The organism is Arthrobacter sp. ZGTC131, from assembly GCF_002929275.1.
GTDB lineage: Bacteria > Actinomycetota > Actinomycetes > Actinomycetales > Micrococcaceae > Arthrobacter.
Genome location: NZ_PJIK01000009.1, coordinates 1 through 20,255 on the forward strand (window position 1 = coordinate 1; position 20,255 = coordinate 20,255).

Genomic DNA, 20,255 nt, shown 5'->3' on the forward strand with positions numbered 1-20,255 from the left:
GCGGCGGACTGTTTCGCCTCCACTTTGGCGAGTTCCACTTCCTGGCGCATCAGCGTGGAGATGTCCCGGCTGACTTCGCCCAGGAGGTCACCGAGGGACGTGGAGTCTGCCTTGGCGTGCGCGGGTGTGGGGGGCGTTTCAGGTAGTTGGCTGCTCACAGGGGACGACCTCCACCCTCGACGTAGGGGTCATCAGGATCACGCAGCGGTACACCCGCAGAGCGCTGGCCTTCAAAGCCCGGCCGGGCCGGCTCACCGTACACAGTCTCTGCATACGACGTCGGAGTTGCCGGCGGCGCGTCATAAAGCGGTGCGCCCGGCGCGGCTGCGAGGCTGCTTTCTGTCACTGGCGGTTGAACTGGGTACTGCGGCAGGGTGCCGGCTGCGGTTTCGGTTGTGGGGGGTCCGGCCTGCAGGCTGCGGCCGAGCCGTCCGGCAACGAGACCCGCACCGGCGGCCAGGAGCAGGAAGGTGCCCGGTCGCTGGCGGGCAAAGGACTTAACCTCGCCCAGCAGCGAGCCCGGATCCCGGTTGCCCAGCCAGGACGCCACCGACTCCGAACGCTCAGCGGCCTGGCGGATGAGGTCCGAGGCCACTCCCTGCTGGTCCGGCGCATCGGCCATGGAACGCAGCTGCGAGGAGATGGTCCGGATTCCTTCCGCGGCTTTCTGCTGCTGCGTGCCGGCCTGGCTAGTGAGGTCCGACTTCGCCTGGTGCAGAAGATCCCGGGCGTTCGTCTTGGCTTCGGACGCGACGTTCGCGGCCTCGGACTTGGCCGTCTCGGCCACGTCCTGGGCTGCGCCCTTGGCCTCGCCGGCTACATGCCTGGCCTCATCCTTTGCCGCATCCTTTTTCGAGGCTGACGCTCCGCCTTGTGCTGTTGTGGTTGCATTTGCGGTGCCGTACGGATCGGCCGGGTAGGTATCCGATGTCTGCGGGAATTGGTTCTCTGTCATCGTTGCTCTCTTTCATGGAAGGTCGGCTGGCGATCAGGAACCAGCGGTTCCGGTAAACAGTAAGCATGATTACTAACACGATACTAAGCACACTTGCTATTCATCGCGCAAGACGGCAAATGCTGCCGATCGTCCAATATGCACGTGGATGCAGGTGCTGCCGGGAAAATTAATAAGCATGCTTGCCAAGTGGTTACTAAGCATGCTTATGGTGTTGGGGTGCAATGTCATGCAGGGAGGCGTTGCTACCCCGAAACCACATCCAAGGAGACATCATGCTCGCCAAGGAACGCATCGACGATCTGCTCAACCGCAAGGGAAACGTCCTGTCCACGGAAGGTGACAAGATCGGGTCCGTTGGCCAGGTATATGCGGACGACGCCGACGGTCAGCCCACCTGGGTCACGGTCAAGACAGGGCTTTTCGGGACCTCCGAGTCCTTCGTCCCGCTCGAGGGCGCCCGTCTCGAAGGTGATGACGTCGTCGTCCCGTACACCAAGGATCAGGTCAAGGACGCGCCCCGGGTGGACACAGACGGCCATCTGGACCCCTCGGAGGAGGACCGTCTTTACGATCACTACGGCGTCGGGGGCAACAGCCGGGCCGCCTACATCGACACCGAGGCCGGCCGGGATGCAACCTACGGCCGGACGCAGACTGACAGCGGGTTCGCCGGCGCCGGCGGGTTCCACGCTGCTGATGCAAACGACACCGTAGGCCGCGACACTTCGGGGCCGACCGCGGACGACGCCATGACCCGGTCCGAGGAGCACCTGAACGTCGGCACCGAGAAGCAGGCAACGGGACGGGCGCGGCTGCGGAAGTACATCATCACCGAAAACGTCACACGGACCGTCCCGGTGCAGCGCGAAGAAGTGCGCATCGAACGCGAACCCATCACAGAGGCCAACCGCGGGGCCGCTATGTCCGGGCCGGACCTCAGCGACGAGGAACACGAGGTAACCCTCCATGAGGAGCGGCCGATTATTGAAAAGGAAACCGTCCCTGTGGAACGGGTCCGCCTGGGGAAGGAAACGGTCACTGACGAGGTGACGGTCGACGAGGAAATCCGCAAGGAACGCATCGAAACAGACGGTGTAGACGGCACCCGCCGGTAGCGGGTGCGGAGAGTCAGGGCCAGGGCGATGTCCTTGCCCTGACTCTCTTTTCCACTCTCTACTTTTCGCACACCACGAACGGGTCCACCAATGACACGCGATATTGAACCGCACCTGCAGGGCACCTACCGCCTGCTCATGAGGGCGGCCCGCCTGATCCAGCGCCGTCAGGACGAGGCGCTGGCACCACTGAACCTGACTCGCGCCGCTGTTATCGCGCTCGAAGCAATCGCACCCCGTCCGCTGAACCAGGAGCAGCTCGCAGCAAAGGTGCATGTCCAAAGCCAAACCCTCGGCAGGGTACTCGCACGACTGGAAGCAGGCGGATTCATCACCAGGACCCGTAACCCGGCAGACCGTCGCCAACTCCACGTGCAGCTGACACCCGCAGGCAGGACCGCGCTGGCAGCCGCCCGCCAGGCGGAAAGCGATGCCTTCCCTTCATCAATGAATGCAACGGACTGGCACATTCTCCAGGAGCAGCTGGACAGGTTCGTCGCCGCGCTCCAGCTCCCACAACAGCCAAACCCGACCTCGGCCAGCGCGCAGCACCCGGCACATGCATTAGGCCATGAGCCCCATCACCGAGCACTGCCGGCGCGTGGAAGCAGCCAACAATTCGCCCGCCAGCTGCGCTCGGGCACGGCCGAAGACCAGTGAACCTGAAAGCGGCAGGCGCTGCTGCGCCTGCCGCTTTCAGGGTCTCCATCCCGGATTGTTAGGCGTTTACCCTTACGAACGTGGAGCCTCCAAGCCAGGAGGCCGGGTGAACGATGGTTTCATTGACGCCGTTCATGCCGCTGCTGATCGCCTGTCCATCGCCGATGTAGATCCCCACGTGTCCGGCACGGATCATTAGGTCACCGGGCTGAGGGGCCGACACCGGCGTGCCGTACTGGTGGAACTGCATGGGTGCGAGGTCGCCCACGGACTTCCCGACCGAGCGCAGGGCCTGTTCCGCCAGAATGGTGCAGTCCTGGGTAGCGCCCAGCTGAGCACGGGCCGAGGCCACCAGCGCGGCGCCGACACCGCTGGCCTGAGCCGCAGGAGCGGCTGCCGCCGGCGTTATCGACGCGGAGGCGGCATAGATTCCCATGCCGGCTGGAGCAGGTGATGCCGGGGCAGCTGGTTCTGGGGCCGCCGGGGCGGCCGGGGTGATGGCCTGCGGTGCGGGCGCCGCCTGCCCTGGTCCCGGGATGAGGATCTGCGTGCCGGGATAGATGATCGAACCCAGCGCAAGGTTGTTCTCAGCAAGGACTGCGTCGAGGCTCACGCCGTGGCGTGCTGCGATGGCACCGAGCGTATCGCCGGGCACAACGGTGTGCGATGCACCCGCGACGGCGGACCCTGCGGCGGGTGCCGGATTGAGCGCAGCGCCGTGGGGCGCCGCCTGCGCCTGGACGCTGGCGCTTCCGGTGGTCTCGGGGGCGTAGGTACCGGCGTGCGCCGGGGCCCCGACGCCGAAGAGCAGGCCGGATGCTGCGGCTGCTGCTGCTGCCGGCTTGACGAATGACGCTGCGTTAGACCTGACTGAATACGTCAGTCCCTGCATTGCGATGGACGTTGTTGGGGTGGCGCGGTGGCGCGCGGAAACGGACTTACGTGACATGGTGGATTGCCTCTCCCATGCCTGCGGGGTGAGCTGTCGGGTTCGGATGGGAGTCACCCGGTCCCGCCCCTCGTTATCCGGGAGCGTTTGGACTTAACCCCTAGGCCTTGGCGAACAAGGCCGGTACTAAGGTGGTTCCCCCGTCCCTGCCTATTGGAATAGCGAACGGATCCCGGGTCAGTGGCAGGGCTCGGCATTCTGCACGGGAATGCCCCAAACGGAACAGGGGCACGCGTAGAGGCTACCTCACCCTCCCACCCAAAGTCACATTTCGGTAACGGCGATGGAGGATGAACGGTAGCTCCGCCACCCGCGCTACGTCATCGGACCTTCATCGGCAATGCTTCGGAGAGGGTCCAACCAGAATGAAGATATGGGTATCGAGGAACTCAATGACGTTCTGGGTGCATCCCGGTCCCGAGGACTTCTTCCAGCCCTGGCACACGGCTCACCTCGTAGGGCGATGCCCCGAACTCGAGCACCTCATCCACCTTCCTCCGGCACTTCATTGTGGCGGCCGGCTACAAGGATGTGTGGGAGGACCCATCACTGCTTGAGCTCTAAAGCGATCCGTGCCGTTCCAAGGCGGAAGAGACGACGAGAGGGCCGACGTGTATTCCATGTAGGTCGCTGAGGATGCCAACGCGTGGCGTTCGATGCCGCCGAAGTGGATCTGCCAAATGCCAAAACGTTTTTTCTAGTCCCGAGCATTACGTTATTCCCTCTTATTGCCGGCCGTCAATAGCCGAAATCGACCTGATGTGATCCTTGACACCTTGCGAAGAATGGTCTTATCTTGGTGCCAAGTCGTTTTAGCAAAACGATTTTTCACCCCAAGCACCGTCTCGCCATTTCCGTTCGAGAGAAAGTGAGTCGACAGCGATGTCCACTCGAAAGACCATCAACAGGTTCGCCACCATCGGCGGCATCTGCACCGCCGTCGCCCTGGCAGCCACCGGGTGCGGCGCAGGGGGCCCGTCAGTGACGGGTAGCGCCGGCACCAGCACCGTCAACGTCCTGGTCGAGGCAGGCGGCCACGCCGAACTGACTGGCGTCGCCGAACAGTGCAAGAAGGACGCCGGAATCAACGTCAACTTCGTCGAGCTGCCCTACGACGGCATGTTCAACCGCCTCTCCAGCGAGTTCTCCTCCGGCAACGTTTCCTTTGACGTCGCCGCCCTGGACTCCGTCTGGCTGCCCAGCTTTAAGGACGCCGTCCAGCCCATCGATGAAATCTTCACCGACGAGGCAAAGAAGGACATCTTCCCGGCCCTCGTCAAGGAAGCGAACGTGGACGGGCACTTCATCGGCCTGCCCGCCTGGACAAACGCCGAAATCATCCTCTACCGCAAAGACCTCTTTGAAGACGCCAAGAACAAGGCTGACTTCCAGGCCAAGTACGGCTACGAACTTGCCGCACCCACTACTTGGCAGCAGTACAAGGACATCTCTGAATTCTTCACCAGGGACGGGATGTACGGCACAGACGTCAAAGGCGCTGTGGAAACCGAATGGCTCGCCCACGTCCTGCAGGCTGGCTCGCCTATGATCCTGGATGAAAACAACAAGGTGGTCATCGACAACGCCGCGCACAAGGAGGCCCTGGACTTTTATGTCAGCCTCACCAAGTCCGCTCCGTCCGGTGCCGCGCAGGTCGACTGGGCTGCGGCCCAAAACCTGTTCAATCAGGGCAAGACGGCGATGACCCGGTTCTGGGCCCACGCCTACCGGCAGATCCCCAAGGATTCGCCCGTGGCCGGCAAGGTTGGAGCGGCTCCCATGATCGCCGGCAGCGCCGGGGTGGCCGGCGTTCCCGGCCCGTGGTACCTCACCGTTCCGAAGGCCACCAAGAACACCGACGCTGCGAAAAAGTTCGTCAAGTGCGCCTATGACCACAACAGCATGGGCATCGAATCCAGCCTCGGCCTCGCCTCTCGCATCTCCGCGTTCGAGAAGTACCAGGACAAGGAAGGCTACGAAAGCTTCGGGCCGCTCATCGAAACCCTTAACGGGAAAGCCACGGCCACCCGCCCTGCGACCGAAAAGTGGCAGCAGATCGTGGACACGGTACTGGTTCCCATGCTGCAGAAGGCCGTGGCCGGCGGGGATTCCGCCACTCTCCTCGCCGACGCCAAAAAGCAGATCGAGGACCTCCTTAAGTAAGACCTCCGTGGCCGGCACTTGAGTAACCGGTGCCGGCCACGGGCCCCCAACCAGCGGAAGAGAAAACCGTGCGTATTTCCGATCGCCGCTTCGCATTGTGCCTGATGACACCAGCGGCGCTGTTCCTGGCAGTTTTTGTCGCCTTTCCGCTTTTCCGCCTCGTGGCGGACAGCTTCTTCAAGATCTCGCCGATTGCCGGCGGCCCCCGCGACTTCGTGGGTCTGGATAACTACTTCCGGGCCTTCGCCTCCGACGCCTTCATGGGTGCCGGCTGGCGGACCTTGGCTTACACCCTGATCGTGGTCACCCTCGAGTTTGCCCTTGGATTGGGGATGGCGCTGCTGTTCACAACCCTTGGTCGAAGCTCTCAAATTTGGCGAACCGTGTTCATGTATCCGCTGATGATCGCCCCGATCGTGGCAGGGCTCCTCTGGAAGTTCCTGATGATCGATAATTTCGGCCTCATCGGAACCCTCCTGCACCAGGCCGGGATTCTGTCCAACCCCAACCAGATCGGCTGGCTCTCGGACCCGGACATCGTGCTCTACTCCGTCGCCATTCCGGACATCTGGCTGACCACCTCGTTTATGTGCCTGGTGCTTTTTGCCGGGCTGCAGAACATCCCCGGAGACCTGATCGAGGCTGCACGCCTTGACGGTGCACGCGCACCGGCCATGCTGTTCCGGATCATCCTGCCCCTCCTGCGTCCGGTCATCGCCGTTGCCCTGGTGGTCCGTGGAATCGACGCTGCCCGGGCGTTCGACACCATCCTCATCCAAACCAACGGCGGCCCGCAGTCCGCCTCGGAAACCATGAGCCTGCTGATCTATCGGACCATGATCCGCTTCGGTGATCCAGGGCTGGCAAGCGCCATGGGCACCCTATATCTGCTGGCCATGCTCGCCGTAGCGTTCGTCGCGGTGTCCACCATCTGGCGGCCAGGAAAGGACAACTGATGCGCGTCGCCGAACGAACTAAGAACGACGGCGGGAAGGCAGCACCGGTCGTTGCCGGACCTTCCGTGCCAACCACCACGAGGAGCAGCGGCCGCAAGCGCCGGGGCGTCAACCGGGAAGGCCTGGAAGCGGGCCGTCGGAGTACCCGGGCCCTGCTCTGGGTCCTCCTCGCAGCAGCCATGGTGCTCTACGGTTTCCCCTTCCTGTACCTGCTTTTCACGTCCTTCAAGACCCCGATCGATACCATCGCGGTACCGCCGACCATCCTCCCCAGGGAATGGACGCTGGAGAACTACACCAACGCACTAGGCCGCAGCGGCGTCCTGGCTTCCTTCATCAACAGCGTCCAGACGGCCATTATCAGCACTGTGCTGTCGCTGGTGCTGGCGGTACCGGCGGCCTACGGCATCACCCGGTACAAGACCCTCAGCGGCCGGATCTTCATCATGGCCGCCCTGGTTACACGCATGGTGCCGCCGGTGGCGATCGGTATTCCGCTGGCTTCGATGATGGCAGCCGTCGGCCTTTCAGATACTCCCATCGCTCTGTCCATCGCCCACACCACCATCTCGCTGCCGCTCTCGATCTGGCTGATGTCCAGCTTCTTCGAAGCGGTGCCGAAAGACCTGGAGGAAGCTGCGACGGTGGATGGTTGCAGCAGACTCGGAGCCCTGTGGCGGGTGGTGATCCCGGTGGTCTCCGGCGGCATCGCCGTAACCGCGATCTTCGCTTTCCTGGCCTCCTGGAACGAGTTCCTCTTCGCCCTCCTGATGACAGCGATCCGCTCCCAGACAACGCCCGTGGTGATCGCGAACTTCCAGACCCAGTTCGGCCTGGACTGGGGATCCATGACGGCGCTGGCCGCCGTGTACTCCATCCCGGTCATCCTCCTCACCCTTCTCTTGCAGCGCAAGATCGTCGCAGGCATGACGCTCGGCGCCGTCAAGGGCTAGACCACCAACAACGAGTAGCCTACTGGTGATGCTCAAGAGCATCGCCAACCATAAGGACGTGGGAGACAGATGAGCAACAAGAACATCGGTATCAAGGACGTGGCCGTCGCCGCCGGCGTCTCCGTGACAACTGTCTCCCACGTCCTCAACGAGGTTTCCTACGCCCGAATCAGCCCCGAAACCAGGGACAAGGTCAGGATCATTGCGGAGCAACTCGGTTACGGGCCCAACCGCCTTGCCCAGGCCCTTCGCACGCAGAGGACCGGGATGCTGGGTCTGGTCAGCGAGGATATCGCCACCACACCGCACGCGGGCCGGATCATCCTCGGCGCTGACGAGGCGGCCAAGGCCCGGGGTTACAACCTCATGATCATTAACACCTCCGGCTCGGCAAGCCTGGAATCCCGGCGGGCCGACGTCGAGGCCCTCCTGGAACGCCGGGTGGACGGAATCCTCTACGCCACGATGTATCACCGCAATGTGGAGTTACCGGCCAACCTCGGCAGCGTTCCCTCGGTCCTCGTTGACTCCGTGGCCGCTGCAGGGAACATCACAGCCGTGATTCCGGACGAGGAGGGTGGTGCACGCGCCGCAGTGGAAGCGCTCCTAGCAGCCGGACACAGCCGTATCGGCTTCATCAACAACACCGACGACGTTCCCGCAACCCGCCAGCGGCTCCGGGGCTTCCGGGCCACGCTGACTGAAGCAGGGCTCGACGGCGCCGCGGCACCTGTCGAGTCCGAGGTCTCCGAGGTGCAGGGAGGCTACGAGGCGGCCCGGCGGATCCTGGCACGCGAAGACCGGCTCACCGGGTTGTTCTGCTACAACGACCGTATGGCCATGGGAGCGTACCGGGCGGCCGCGGAGTTAGGGCTCGTCATCCCTACTGACCTTTCAGTCGTCGGCTTCGATGACCAGGAACTTATAGCGGCCAACCTTCACCCAGGCCTCACCACCGTGGCCCTGCCTCACTACGAGATGGGTGCTTGGGCCACCGAGCACCTGATTGACGCCGTCGAGGGGAAGACCGACCTCTCCCTCATGGCACTTCACCCGACCATTCTGAGCTGCCCCCTCGTGCGCCGCGATTCCATCACGGCTCCCCGGCAATAGGCAGCCAGCCCCTTCCACTTCCAAGAGGAACGCCAGACATGTCCAGTCGCCTTGATGCCGCACGCCCGGAAACAGCCCCGGCCGGAACCTCCAGGTTCCGGCCCGCCGTCCACTTCACGGCAAGGGATACCTGGCTGAACGATCCCAATGGCCTGGTTTTCTACGACGGCCTGTACCACCTCTTCTTCCAGAACAACCCGTACGGCAACGTCTGGGGCAACATGTCCTGGGGCCATGCCACCTCCCGTGATTTGCTGCACTGGACGGAACACCCCGTTGCCATTGCCTGCGACGAGACAGAGGACATCTTCTCAGGGAGTGTCGTAGTCGACCACGGCAACACGTCCGGTTTCGGCACGGCAAACGAACCTGCTCTCGTAGCTATTTACACCAGTGCCTACAAAGCCGCGGCCGAACATAGCGGCACGCAGGCCCAGTCTCTGGCCTACAGCACAGACGCAGGAATGACGTGGCGAAAATACGAAGGAAACCCTGTCCTCACCAGAAACTCCGCGAACTTCCGCGATCCCAAAGTATTCCGCTATCAAGGGGACCAAGGTGCCTGCTGGGTCATGGTCGCCGTCGAAGCGCAGCACCAAAAGGTGGTCTTCTATCGTTCGGAAGACCTCAAATCCTGGGAGTTTCTGAGCGAGTTCGGCCCGGCCAACGCCGACGCCGGCGAATGGGAGTGCCCCGATCTCTTTCCCCTGGCGGTGAACGGGGACCCGGACAACATCAAATGGGTACTGATCGTAAACATTAACCCCGGCGCAGTGGCAGGAGGTTCCGGCGGCCAGTACTTCATCGGGCACTTCGACGGCGCCCGGTTCCTCCCGGACGCCGGTTCACTAGCGGCACCAGCAGGACTGGCCGCCCTCCCCGACCCCCAGGCGGGCTCTGCAGCCTTGCAGCAATGCCTGTGGCTGGACTGGGGACGCGACTGCTACGCCTCCGTATCCTTTAGCAACGCCCCTGATGACCGGCGCATCATCATCGGCTGGATGAACAACTGGGACTACGCCAACGAGCTGCCCACCGCCCCCTGGCGGTCCTCGATGACCCTCGCCCGCGAAGTGCGGCTCACAGCAGTCAACGGCTCCGCCCGTCTGATCCAGCAACCTGTCCTGACCGAACTCTGCGCAGGAGAAGAGTTGCCTACTGCCAAGGACCAAATGAACGCAGACACCTTTGAGCTGCGAAGTTCAGCCCTCCGATTGCCGGATGCGGTACCCGGTAGCGCCCAAATCATCGAGACGGAGATACTGCCCGGAAGCGCCGAACGTCTTGATTTCCGGCTCTTCGGAAGCAGTGACGGGAGCGAGGGCACCATTCTTAGCTACAACACAACCAGCGCCCAACTCATCCTGGACCGCAGACAATCAGGAAACACCTGCTTCCACGGGAAATTCGCTTCGGTCGAGTCAGCACCAGTTGACCTCGAAAACGGTGTGCTCAAATTACTCATCGTCGTGGACCACTGCTCGGTCGAAGTATTCGTCCAAGGCGGCAAGGTCGTCCTGACTGATCTCATCTTCCCCGAAACCGAAAACCCGGAGAACTGGCTGTCGGTTGAGGGAGGCTCAGCAACAATACTGAAGCTCGCGGTCTCAGCACTCACCTAACCGCAGGCCACAACACAAAGGGAAAAGCCTATGTCAAGCAACAACTACTACGACGTGACCGCGTGGCCCGTCGGCAATCCGTCCAAGGACGTCGGTGAAGTAATCAACAGCATCATCGCTGACATCAAGGACCGGCAGACCGTCACCGATGCGAACAACGGGGGAAAGCCCGGCGCCGTGATCTACATTCCGCCCGGGGACTACCACCTTCGTACGCAGGTGGTGATCGACGTCAGCTTCCTCAGGATCCAAGGCTCGGGACACGGCTTCACGTCCTCGAGCATCCGGTTCAACGTTCCCGAAGACGAATGGCCCGACTTGCATGAGCTGTGGCCCGGAGGGAGTCGCATCATCGTCGACCTTCCCCTCGGCGGAGACGGGGAGGAATCTAAAGGAGCCGCTTTCTACGTGGAGCGAAGCGGGAGCCCGCGGATCAGCTCGGTCGAGTTCTCCAACTTCTGCATCGACGGGTTGCACTTCAACTCGGATGGCTCGGGGATGCATCCGGAGAACACCTACGTCAACGGCAAGACCGGTATCTATGTCGCGAACGCCAATGACTCATTCCGTGTAACCGGCATGGGGTTCGTCTACCTTGAGAACGCTCTCACTATCTACAACGCGGACGCGCTTTCAGTTCACGACAACTTCATCGCTGAATGCGGAAGCTGCATCGAATTGCGTGGGTGGGGACAGGCATCAAAGATCACCGACAACATGGTCGGAGCAGGCTTCAAGGGTCACGCGATCTACGCCGAGAACCATGGTGGGCTCCTGATAACCGCGAACAACGTCTTCCCCCGCGGTGCGAGCAGCGTCCATCTCGACGGCGTCACGCGTTCAAGCGTCACCAACAACCGTTTGCATTCGTTTTACCCTGGGATGCTGATCCTCGCAGCGAATAGCTCGGAAAATCTCGTGGCCACGAATCACTTCTTGCGTGACCATGAGCCCTGGGCGCCCTTCCTGGGAGTCGACAACGGACTGAATGACCTCAACGGACTTCTCTGTGTCAGCGGCAGCAACAACTCTGTCGTCGGCAACCACTTCTCCGAGATCATCGACTCCCAGAGCATCCGGCCGACGGGTGCGACGCCTGTCATCATCCGGCTGATGGCGGGGGTCGGCAACTTCGTCTCAAACAACCACGTGGTGGCCATGGACGTTCCCTCCAAGTCAAGTGACTCCTGCTTCTCGGCGCAGGTGGACGCTCTGTTGACCACCGAGGCTTCGGACAGCCTCGCCGTTACGGCCGTCATGGTCGATTCCGGATCAGCTCGGAATACGATCCTTGATTCCGGAAGTGACGCCCAAGTTATCGCAGATAGGGCTGTTAACGCCTTTAGGGCCACACCCACGGTCGGTTTCTAGGCGGCGCACATGTACTTGCCCCAGTCACCCGCTCAGGCCCGGCGATACCCCTGGGGGATCGGCTGCCGGACCTCGTTGCGAGCACTTTCGGGGCGGTGGGCCGTTGTCCAAGGTGCTATCGAGAAAGCCCACCGATGACATCCCCGATCCTTCGGCGGCTTTCATCACCACTTTCAGCTGTTTTCCGACCCCGAACCCATGATTCCGTCATGCCGGTGTGGTTGCTGTTGTGTCAGCGGCTGGGCCGGCAGGGGGAGGGCGTCACGCCAGCTTGGCTTTGGCGGAGGTATGTTGATAGACCGTTTCCCGGCTGAGCCGTAGTCGCTGGCGAGGACGGATTTGGGAATTCCACTGGCCGCCCGTTGCACCGGCTGTAGACCAATCAGAGCTAGTTGCTCACCAGTCACTTGCTCCTTGGGGACAGCTTTAGGAGTACCGGGCGCTGTTGGCGAGTCGCCGGCAGGGACACCGGGCCGATCTGTAGAACGCCGCGAGCGGTACGGTTGAGTTGTGAACGCCGTTATCGATCACTTGGTCATCGCCGCCGATTCGCTGGAACAGGGCTCGGCCTGGTGCGTGGCAACGTTCGGCGTTCAGCCCTCCGGTGGTGGCAAGCACGCGTTGATGGGTACTCACAACCAAGTTATTGCCATCAGCAGCGAGAGCTTCCCCGACTGCTACCTCGAGGTCATCGCGATCGACCCTGACGCGCCGGGGCCAGGGAGGCCGCGCTGGTTCGGGCTCGACCACCCCGAGGTGCGCGAGGCTGTTCGCGAATCACCTCGCCTAGTGCACGCAGTGGCACGCACGCGCAAGATCGAGATGCTGCGTCTAGACCTTGCCAACTTCGCCCTCAACCCCGGCGAGGTGCAGGCAGCGCAGCGGGAAACCCCTCACGGACTGTTGAAGTGGCGAATCACAGTCCGCGACGACGGCCGCACTGAATGCGCAGGCGCGCTGCCCAGCTTGATCGAATGGGAAGGGCAACATCCGTGTGCCCACATGCCCCTCACCGACGTGGCGCTGCAGGGCCTGGTGCTGCGCGGCGTTCCGACTCAGGCGATCGACGTGCTGAAGCTTCCGGCCGTTCACACCAGCCCGAGCGATGCTGTGCAGAACGCACCGCTCACCGCGACGCTGGAATCACCGCATGGCCGTGTTGTGCTCGATGCGTGGCACAGACGGCGGGCGCAACCGGATTGAAGAGCACACGCTCGAAGACACGAACAACGAAATGCTCTACCAGATTGCGATGGACGGATTCAAAGGCGACGTCGAACTGAACACCCAGCTCGGCCTCGCCCCAATGGATCTCCAGGACTGGTTCGAACCCTTCAACGACTCCTACGTTCCGGCCTTCGTGCGCTGATTACATCGATGATGTACCAGCCGGCTGTCCGCTGTGCTGCGGCATCCTGGTCGAGCGTAGTCGGCCGAAGTGCCCCTTCGAAGCACCGCAGCGGCGCGGTGATGGCGTTCGGAATAACGTCCCTGGGCGGTCGAGACGCTCCCTAGCCGGCGAGCTAATATGATGTCACTGCTTTGCGTCGGGGGACAGGTTTTGCGCCAGGGGCAACAGCTATTTGCGCCCTGCACTCTACCCAAGGACACCTGATGCGACGGTCAACTCTCCTCCCTGTTTTCCTTCTGTTGCTGACCTCCTGCGGCACGCCTGGCACGAATGCGGAAATGACATCCACGCCAGAACCTTGTCGTCGCTCCTAATGTCAGCTGCGCTGTCCTCATCGGCGACGACGGTGGCCTGGTGACGAGGTCCGGCGAATTCCTGCGTACAGTTGACGAACTGAACGCTGCCAATGGCGAAAAGGCGAAAGGGCTGTCCGAAGAACTTGACGAGGTAGCCCGCACCGCAACCGAGGATCTCCGGGAACCGATTGCTGGTATGCGGCAACCCCTCGACAAGTTGGTGTCCGCTGTTGAGAACGGCACCGACTACCACCAAAAACTGGATGATTTCGCGGCGGAAGGCCAAAAGGTCATCGACATCTGCCGTGGAGAAACCTCAGCGATGACACCTTCTGCAGCTCCAACAGAGGCACCAGTCTTGGCAGAGGCACCGCCGGCGTCAGAGGCGCCAGAGGCGGGCATTACTTACACGCTTGCTTGCACGACGGCCGACGGCAGCCTTGAACGGATTACAGATTACAGAGCGGCCTGGTCCCAGGCTTTTGAAACCTGCATGCCGATCGAAGTCGGCGGCACGCCATCGCTGGAAGAAGTGCAAGCCAACGACGGCTACACGGACGACCCACGAGGAGCACGGTTCCTGTACACGGTATGTGCCGCAACAGCCGGGCACTACGTTGACGGTCCGCTCAGCGAAAATCAGGCCGCCGAAGTGGTCCGGGCACTGATGCTCTGCCCGGACCACCCGAAACGGGCCCAGCTCGAAGCCAACACAAAGTAGCGCCAGCGTGTATTGAGAGATGCCGTTGCTAAGCCGTGCCATTACGCACCACACCCACTACGCACGACTGGCAAGCAAGGCACTGCGACCTGCAGCTGACCTGCGGAAACACGCATTCCTTCCGCCGGCGCGGTCCAGTCTCGGTCTCGGGTTTCGTACCTTTCGTCGTGACGTGGACGTGGACGTGGACGTGTGCGTCGTGCTGCAGCTCGGGCGAGGCGGGCCTCGACCGGGACGCCGTCGACTGCGGGTCGCAGATTGCAGCCGGCACCGGATCAAGAGGGACCAACTCAGCGGAGCAGCCACACCGAAGCGATAGCTAGATTTCTATCTATACCTGCACGCCCTGTTCTAGCTTCGGTTTTCTCAGACAGCGCCTAAGGTAAAGGTATCGGGCGGAGCAACCCGAGCTTTCTGCCCGGAATAAAGGAAGCGGGCATTGCAGAATGATTAGACTTCTAATAAACTGAGGAAGAAGCAGCCGCGACATGGCTGCGTGTAAAAACATCGTGGACTACCGAGTGACACAACGAGGAACGCCACTTTGCAGAGAGGAACTCCCGGGCTATGCAGGAGCATGAATCGCTAGAGGAGCTGCGATCCAAACGATGACCGAGTCGGCAACCCATAGGAATGTAAAAGTCAGTGGCAGCGCATTCGAAAAGCTCGCGAACGACTCCACGAAAGAGTTGTTTCCCGAGTACGATGCCGCCGCCATGGCTGTTTGCTTCAACCTGATACGTCTGGCTAACAGGATCACGACCGACCTCGAAGTCCATGTCCATCGCCCTGAGGGCCTCAGTTTTTCTGCTTTCAGGCTTCTGTTCACAATTCGAGCTGTTGGAGCAGGGTATCCCAATGAGCTAGCAAGGCTGTCGAGCGTTTCAACCGCTTCTATGTCGAGCCTGCTTAACACCCTGGAAAAGTATGGGCTGGTGAGCCGAGAGGCAGACACGCTAGATAAGCGCAAAACAATTGTTCGGCTCACCCCACTGGGGGAGGAACGCGTAACAGAGCTCGCGCGCAAGAACAGCCTGCGTGAAAGCGATTGGGCAGATGGCCTCACAAGGACCGAGGCAACCATCCTTACTGAACTGTTGCGGAAGCTTCTACAACACCACCCGCCTCGTTCCTAGGACTTGAGGGCACCTTGAATCCGGATAGCCGCTGATTTTCCCCTTGCACACCCGAACGTTCATCTGGTTCACCTGCACCTTGACGAGTACCGCGGTCGACCGCAGTCATTGAACTGGGGCATCGCCATGGGATTTGTTCCGGGGTTCGCGGGTTCCATGCCCGCCGCCCGACGGTGTTTGGTTCGGAGCCTGTCCTCGGTGGAGCCGCGCAGTAGCCGTAACAGGGGACAGATCCCGTGAGAGTCGGCACCGCCTTGGCGGGTGCGGACCAATCAAATATCAGATACCAGCGTCCAGTTCTGAGGAGCTTCGACGCCAACCGCTTACAACGAAGTGAGGAATCCGTGCAGTTTCACCATCACGGTTATGTATCCGGGGACCCAAGGGTCCAGCCGGCGGCAGGAGTCGGCATTAACAGGCCGGCTGAACTTCCGGAAGAGGTCGATGTCCTGATTGTCGGCGCAGGCCCTGCCGGCATGCTCGCGGCCGCGCAATTGTCCCAGTTCTCAAATGTCACCACACGCATCGTGGAGCGCCGGCCCGGAAGGCTGGCCATTGGACAGGCCGATGGAATCCAGACCCGCACAGTCGAGACCTTTCAGGCCTTCGGGTTTGCCGAGAGGATCATCGCCGAGGCCTACCGGATAACCGAGACGGCGTTCTGGAAACCGGACCCCACGGACCCCTCCCGTATCATCCGCACTGCCCGCACCCCGGATGACCCCGCCGAAATCAGTGAGTTCCCCCACCTCGTCGTTAACCAAGCCCGCGTACTGGACTACTTCGCCGAGTTCATGGCCAACTCGCCCGCACGCATGTCACCCGACTATGGCTTCGAGTTCCGTTCCGTCAACGTCGAGGACGAGGGGGAGTACCCGGTCACCGTGACGCTTCTCCACAGCTCGGGTCCCCACGAGGGGCAGGAGCGCACTGTCCGGGCCAAATACGTTGTGGGTGCGGACGGCGCACGCAGCAAGGTGCGGGAGTCGATCGGCTGCACCCTTGCCGGAGACCAGGCCAACCACGCTTGGGGCGTCATGGATGTCCTGGCGGTCACAGACTTCCCAGATATCCGCCTCAAATGCGCAATCCAATCCGGTACAGGCGGCAGCATCCTTCTGATCCCTCGCGAAGGCGGCCACCTCTTCAGAATGTACGTTGACCTGGGCGAGGTGGACCCCAACAACAAGGGCGCGGTGCGCAGCACTTCCATCGAGGAGATCATTGACAAGGCCAACGCCATCCTCCACCCCTACACCCTCGATGTCCGCAACGTCGCCTGGCACAGCGTGTACGAGGTCGGCCACCGCCTCACAGACCGCTTCGATGACGTCCTGCCGGAGGACCGCGGCACCCGCACACCGCGCGTGTTCATCACCGGCGACGCCTGCCACACCCACAGCGCCAAGGCCGGCCAAGGCATGAACGTCTCCATGCAGGACGGCTTCAACCTGGCGTGGAAGCTCGGCCACGTCCTGGAAGGCCGCAGCCCCGAAAGCCTGCTGTCCACCTACTCAGCCGAACGCCAGGTGGTCGCGCAGAACCTCATCGACTTCGACAAAAAGTGGTCCACACTCATGGCGAAGAAACCGGAGGACTTCGAAAACCCCTCCGACCTGGAGGACTTCTACGTCCGCACCGCCGAATTCCCCGCCGGCTTCATGACCCAGTACGGCCCCTCAGTGCTCGTTGCTGCCTCTGAACACCAGCACCTGGCTACCGGGTTTCCGATCGGCAAGCGCTTCAAGTCCGCCCCCGCCGTGCGGGTCGCCGACGCCAACCCGGTACACCTCGGCCACCACGCCACGGCCGACGGCCGGTGGCGCATCTACATCTTCGCCGGCCCGGCGACGCCCCAAACGCCGCAGGCCGGAACCACTTCGCCCACCGAACAGTTCGCCGAGTGGATCGCAAACTCACCGGAATCCCCGCTCGCCGCCACGCCTGTCGGCGCCGACCCCGACGCCTGGTTTGATGTGAAAGTGATCTACCAGCAGGACCACACAAGCGTCGACATCACCGCCATTCCGGCAGTGTTCAAACCCCAGGTCGGCCCGTTCCAGCTCACGAATTACGAAAAGATTTACGCAACAGACCCGAACGCGGACATCTTCGACCTGCGCGGCGTGGACCACAACGGCGTCGTCGTGATCGTGCGCCCGGACCAGTACGTGGCAAACGTCCTGCCGCTCACGGCGACCGCCGAGCTGGCCGCGTTCTTCGAACCCCTCCTACAGCGGCGGCAGCCGGAGGAGCTCTCATCCTCTGCACTTTCTAGCGCGGACACTGCGCCTTCAGCCCCCACGCCATCAGTCCCGGCCAACACCTAACCCACTGGAGCCCTGAACCGCGGGTGGTGCCGGCATCACGACCGGCACCACCACCAGCACTCCGGTGATTCCGGTACCCGCCTGACCAAACCCTTCAGGCCCCACCGACAAGTCCGCAGCACCGTCCAACCCCCCAGGGGTTCCCCCGGGGTCACACCGCTCACACCATCTGGAGAATCATGAGCACGTCCCACCACAGTTCGAAGGCGAACCAACGTCGCGTCGCCTTCGCTACCGTCATCGGCACCACCGTCGAATGGTACGACTTCTTCATCTACGCCACCGCCGCCGGCCTGGTATTCGCACAACTGTTCTTCGAACCGGCCGGCGAATCCATCGGTCTGCTGTTGTCCTTCGCGTCCGTGGGCATCAGCTTCCTCTTCCGGCCCCTCGGAGCTTTCCTGGCCGGCCACTACGGCGACAGAATAGGCCGCCGGGCCATGCTCGTGCTGACACTCATCCTGATGGGCGCGGCAACCACGCTGATCGGCATCCTACCGACCTATGCGACCGCTGGCGTTATCGCCCCGGTCATGCTCCTGCTGCTGAGGATCCTGCAAGGCATCTCCGCAGGCGGCGAGTGGGGCGGCGCGGTCCTGATGGCAGTTGAACACGCCCCCAGCAACCGTCGCGGACGGGCCGGGGCCTTCCCCCAACTCGGCGTCCCGCTGGGGCTGCTGCTGGCCACCGGCATCACAGCGCTCATGACCGGCGTAATTTCACCCGGAGCGGCCTTCCTCGAGTGGGGATGGCGTGTGCCCTTCCTGCTGAGCATCGTTCTCATTGTCGTGGGCTACTTCGTCCGCCGCGCGGTGGACGAATCCCCCGTCTTCGAGGAAATCGCCGCAGCGAAAAAACAACCCAAGACACCGATCGTGGAACTGTTCCGCCGTCATGGACTGCTCGTGGTCATCGCCGCCCTGATCTTCGCGGGAAACAACGCAGCAGGGTATATGGCCACCGGCGGCTTCATCCCCAGCTACGCCTCCGGCCCCGCGGTCGGTCACGAACGCACTGACGTGCTCCTCGCCGTCACTTACGGTGCCGCCATCTGGCTCGGCTTCACCTACCTCGCCGGATACCTCTCGGACAAAATAGGCCGCAAGCGAACCTACTTCATAGGATTCAGCGCCCAACTACTGGCCTGCTTCCCGCTCTTCTGGCTCATCAACACAGGCGACCTGGCGATGCTCTACCTGGCCATGACCATATTCACCGTGGGCCTGGGACTGGCGTACGGGCCGCAGGCTGCCCTGTACTCCGAAATGTTCCCAGCCTCGGTACGTTTCTCCGGCGTCTCCATCTCCTACGCCCTCGGTGCGATCCTCGGCGGCGCATTCGCCCCGACAATCGCCACCGCCCTCGTCCAGGCCACAGGCGGAACCGAAGCCGTTTCCCTGTACCTCGTCGGGATGACCCTTGTCTCCCTCGCGGCCGTCTCCTTGGTCCGGGACCGCTCAGGCATGGACCTTTCCATCCGAAACCAGGCCCAACAGGAAGTCGGAGCACTCGTCTTTGACCGGCGAACCGTCGACACCTCCAATGAGCCTGCCCGCACCAACTAACCACGCCGCCGCTTGGGGCCGGAATTAGCTGCGGCGCCCGGCCCCACGCGGCGGAAGCCAGCCAGGAAAGTGCGCTCATTAGCCAAAGTGAAACGGGCGTCCGCTCGGTCCGGCACAGCCCCTTTTGGGCGCACTCCCCTGCCCATTTCGAAGCGCCGATAACCGGCCTTTCGTCAAGCTATGGCCAATCGGGCAAAAGCATATGGATGTACCCCGGCAGGGGAGCGCTTCACTCCAGTTTGGCTTGGCGCAGGTACTGGTAGACGGTCTCCCTGCTGATCCCGTAGTCACGGGCAAGAACAGATTTCGGAACCCCGCTTTCGGCGGGCTGGACCATTTTGGCTGCCCGGTCCGGGGTGAGGGTCTTTTTCCGGCCTTTGTAGGCGCTGCGCTGCTTAGCCAGGGCGATGCCTTCCCCTTGGCGTTCCCTGATGAGGGAGCGTTCGGATTCGGTGATGGCGCCCATGACGGAGAGCATAGGTTGGCGATGGGGGAGTCCTCCCCCGTGAAGACCAGGCAATTTTTGACGAACTCCACCCACACGCCATTGCGGGTCAGGCCCTGGACCAGGGTACCCATCGCGGTTGCGGCGAGAGGGTGGTTTCCAGGGTCGTCGCGGGCGCCGATGATGGCCGGTTGCCTCACAGAGCGTAGACGCTCGGCTGAGGGGGGTTGCTGACCAGCACCACCGGGACCCGAGCGGCGTGGACTCCGCCAACTCCTGCAGCGCGGTCGCCCAGGCGGCAAGTTCGAATGACGTCGGGTTGTCCCGCAAATGAGGTAGCGGAGGCAGAGCTCGGTGCGGCCCGGCGGAGCTGGTCGTACAGGTCCAGCCACCGCTGCCTTGCTGTCCATCGGGCGGGCGTCGAGGCTGGGCTGGGGTTTGGCGGGCGGCCATGGAGGTCCTCTTCCGGGGCAGGGTGCGAGTGGGACGCG

Annotated in this window: 17 protein-coding genes, 1 pseudogene and 1 riboswitch; of the genes and pseudogenes, 14 read left to right on the forward strand and 4 right to left on the reverse strand. The window is 62.5% G+C overall.

The window, feature by feature from the left end:
* The coding region (locus CXQ90_RS22945; RefSeq protein ID WP_146068894.1) for a phage holin family protein at positions 1 to 158 on the reverse strand (158 nt) is incomplete at its 3' end.
* Complete coding sequence (locus CXQ90_RS12360) at positions 155 to 955, reverse strand: hypothetical protein (protein ID WP_258064515.1); 801 nt, start codon at positions 953 to 955, stop codon at positions 155 to 157. The genes CXQ90_RS12360 and CXQ90_RS22945, both read right to left, overlap by 4 nt.
* A 275-nt stretch (positions 956 to 1,230) precedes the next feature.
* Here CXQ90_RS12360 and CXQ90_RS12365 point away from each other — a divergent pair, with 275 nt between their 5' ends.
* Entirely contained in the window at positions 1,231 to 2,073 is an 843-nt protein-coding gene (locus CXQ90_RS12365; RefSeq protein WP_104139510.1) for a DUF2382 domain-containing protein, read from the forward strand.
* 90 nt (positions 2,074 to 2,163) lie between these two features.
* A complete protein-coding gene (locus tag CXQ90_RS12370; RefSeq protein WP_104139512.1) occupies positions 2,164 to 2,733 on the forward strand; it encodes a MarR family winged helix-turn-helix transcriptional regulator in 570 nt (189 codons plus the stop codon).
* A gap of 58 nt (positions 2,734 to 2,791) precedes the next feature.
* Here the strand turns inward: CXQ90_RS12370 and CXQ90_RS12375 are convergent, their stop codons facing one another.
* The gene (locus CXQ90_RS12375) at positions 2,792 to 3,682 is read right to left on the reverse strand and encodes a LysM domain-containing protein (protein WP_104139513.1); all 891 of its coding nucleotides are present in this window, start codon (positions 3,680 to 3,682) and stop codon (positions 2,792 to 2,794) included.
* 3 nt (positions 3,683 to 3,685) lie between these two features.
* A riboswitch (cyclic di-AMP (ydaO/yuaA leader) is annotated at positions 3,686 to 3,888 on the reverse strand.
* A 676-nt stretch (positions 3,889 to 4,564) separates the two neighbouring features.
* On the opposite strand from CXQ90_RS12375, the gene CXQ90_RS12380 reads away from it, so the two are divergent.
* From CXQ90_RS12380 to CXQ90_RS12435, 12 genes are all read left to right on the forward strand, one after another.
* Positions 4,565 to 5,845, forward strand: coding sequence for an ABC transporter substrate-binding protein (locus CXQ90_RS12380; protein WP_104139515.1), 1,281 nt, complete (start codon positions 4,565 to 4,567; stop codon positions 5,843 to 5,845).
* A 68-nt stretch (positions 5,846 to 5,913) separates the two neighbouring features.
* Positions 5,914 to 6,801 (forward strand): carbohydrate ABC transporter permease, encoded by an 888-nt coding sequence (locus CXQ90_RS12385; protein WP_104139516.1) that lies wholly within the window; start codon positions 5,914 to 5,916, stop codon positions 6,799 to 6,801.
* A complete protein-coding gene (locus CXQ90_RS12390; RefSeq protein ID WP_104139518.1) occupies positions 6,801 to 7,754 on the forward strand; it encodes a carbohydrate ABC transporter permease in 954 nt (317 codons plus the stop codon). The genes CXQ90_RS12385 and CXQ90_RS12390 overlap by 1 nt, the downstream gene beginning before the upstream one ends.
* A 69-nt stretch (positions 7,755 to 7,823) precedes the next feature.
* Complete coding sequence (locus CXQ90_RS12395) at positions 7,824 to 8,867, forward strand: LacI family DNA-binding transcriptional regulator (RefSeq protein ID WP_104139519.1); 1,044 nt, start codon at positions 7,824 to 7,826, stop codon at positions 8,865 to 8,867.
* Between the two features lie 38 nt (positions 8,868 to 8,905).
* Positions 8,906 to 10,489 (forward strand): glycoside hydrolase family 32 protein, encoded by a 1,584-nt coding sequence (locus CXQ90_RS12400; protein ID WP_104139521.1) that lies wholly within the window; start codon positions 8,906 to 8,908, stop codon positions 10,487 to 10,489.
* 30 nt (positions 10,490 to 10,519) lie between these two features.
* A complete protein-coding gene (locus tag CXQ90_RS12405; RefSeq protein ID WP_104139522.1) occupies positions 10,520 to 11,860 on the forward strand; it encodes a right-handed parallel beta-helix repeat-containing protein in 1,341 nt (446 codons plus the stop codon).
* Positions 11,861 to 12,370: 510 nt separating this feature from the next.
* Entirely contained in the window at positions 12,371 to 13,063 is a 693-nt protein-coding gene (locus CXQ90_RS12410; RefSeq protein WP_104139524.1) for a VOC family protein, read from the forward strand.
* A gap of 31 nt (positions 13,064 to 13,094) precedes the next feature.
* On the forward strand, positions 13,095 to 13,229 hold the full coding sequence (locus CXQ90_RS22950) for a hypothetical protein (RefSeq protein ID WP_258064516.1): 135 nt from the start codon (positions 13,095 to 13,097) through the stop codon (positions 13,227 to 13,229).
* A gap of 396 nt (positions 13,230 to 13,625) precedes the next feature.
* Positions 13,626 to 14,288, forward strand: a complete 663-nt coding sequence (locus CXQ90_RS12420; protein WP_104139527.1) for a hypothetical protein — start codon at positions 13,626 to 13,628, stop codon at positions 14,286 to 14,288.
* Between the two features lie 608 nt (positions 14,289 to 14,896).
* Positions 14,897 to 15,424, forward strand: coding sequence for a MarR family winged helix-turn-helix transcriptional regulator (locus CXQ90_RS12425; RefSeq protein ID WP_104139528.1), 528 nt, complete (start codon positions 14,897 to 14,899; stop codon positions 15,422 to 15,424).
* Between the two features lie 344 nt (positions 15,425 to 15,768).
* On the forward strand, positions 15,769 to 17,754 hold the full coding sequence (locus CXQ90_RS12430; protein ID WP_104139530.1) for an FAD-binding monooxygenase: 1,986 nt from the start codon (positions 15,769 to 15,771) through the stop codon (positions 17,752 to 17,754).
* Positions 17,755 to 17,933: 179 nt separating this feature from the next.
* On the forward strand, positions 17,934 to 19,319 hold the full coding sequence (locus CXQ90_RS12435) for an MFS transporter (RefSeq protein ID WP_104139531.1): 1,386 nt from the start codon (positions 17,934 to 17,936) through the stop codon (positions 19,317 to 19,319).
* A gap of 229 nt (positions 19,320 to 19,548) precedes the next feature.
* Here CXQ90_RS12435 and CXQ90_RS12440 read toward each other — a convergent pair.
* Positions 19,549 to 19,889 (reverse strand): annotated as a pseudogene (locus CXQ90_RS12440) (helix-turn-helix domain-containing protein); the annotation flags it as partial.
* Between the last annotated feature and the right edge of the window lie 366 nt (positions 19,890 to 20,255).

Coding starts and splice junctions, on each gene's coding strand:
- CXQ90_RS12360 (WP_258064515.1), bottom strand. CDS start 955: ATGACAGAGAACCAATTCCCGCAGACATCGGATACCTACCCGGCCGAT.
- CXQ90_RS12365 (WP_104139510.1), top strand. CDS start 1,231: ATGCTCGCCAAGGAACGCATCGACGATCTGCTCAACCGCAAGGGAAAC.
- CXQ90_RS12370 (WP_104139512.1), top strand. CDS start 2,164: ATGACACGCGATATTGAACCGCACCTGCAGGGCACCTACCGCCTGCTC.
- CXQ90_RS12375 (WP_104139513.1), bottom strand. CDS start 3,682: ATGTCACGTAAGTCCGTTTCCGCGCGCCACCGCGCCACCCCAACAACG.
- CXQ90_RS12380 (WP_104139515.1), top strand. CDS start 4,565: ATGTCCACTCGAAAGACCATCAACAGGTTCGCCACCATCGGCGGCATC.
- CXQ90_RS12390 (WP_104139518.1), top strand. CDS start 6,801: ATGCGCGTCGCCGAACGAACTAAGAACGACGGCGGGAAGGCAGCACCG.
- CXQ90_RS12395 (WP_104139519.1), top strand. CDS start 7,824: ATGAGCAACAAGAACATCGGTATCAAGGACGTGGCCGTCGCCGCCGGC.
- CXQ90_RS12400 (WP_104139521.1), top strand. CDS start 8,906: ATGTCCAGTCGCCTTGATGCCGCACGCCCGGAAACAGCCCCGGCCGGA.
- CXQ90_RS12405 (WP_104139522.1), top strand. CDS start 10,520: ATGTCAAGCAACAACTACTACGACGTGACCGCGTGGCCCGTCGGCAAT.
- CXQ90_RS22950 (WP_258064516.1), top strand. CDS start 13,095: ATGCTCTACCAGATTGCGATGGACGGATTCAAAGGCGACGTCGAACTG.
- CXQ90_RS12425 (WP_104139528.1), top strand. CDS start 14,897: ATGACCGAGTCGGCAACCCATAGGAATGTAAAAGTCAGTGGCAGCGCA.
- CXQ90_RS12435 (WP_104139531.1), top strand. CDS start 17,934: ATGAGCACGTCCCACCACAGTTCGAAGGCGAACCAACGTCGCGTCGCC.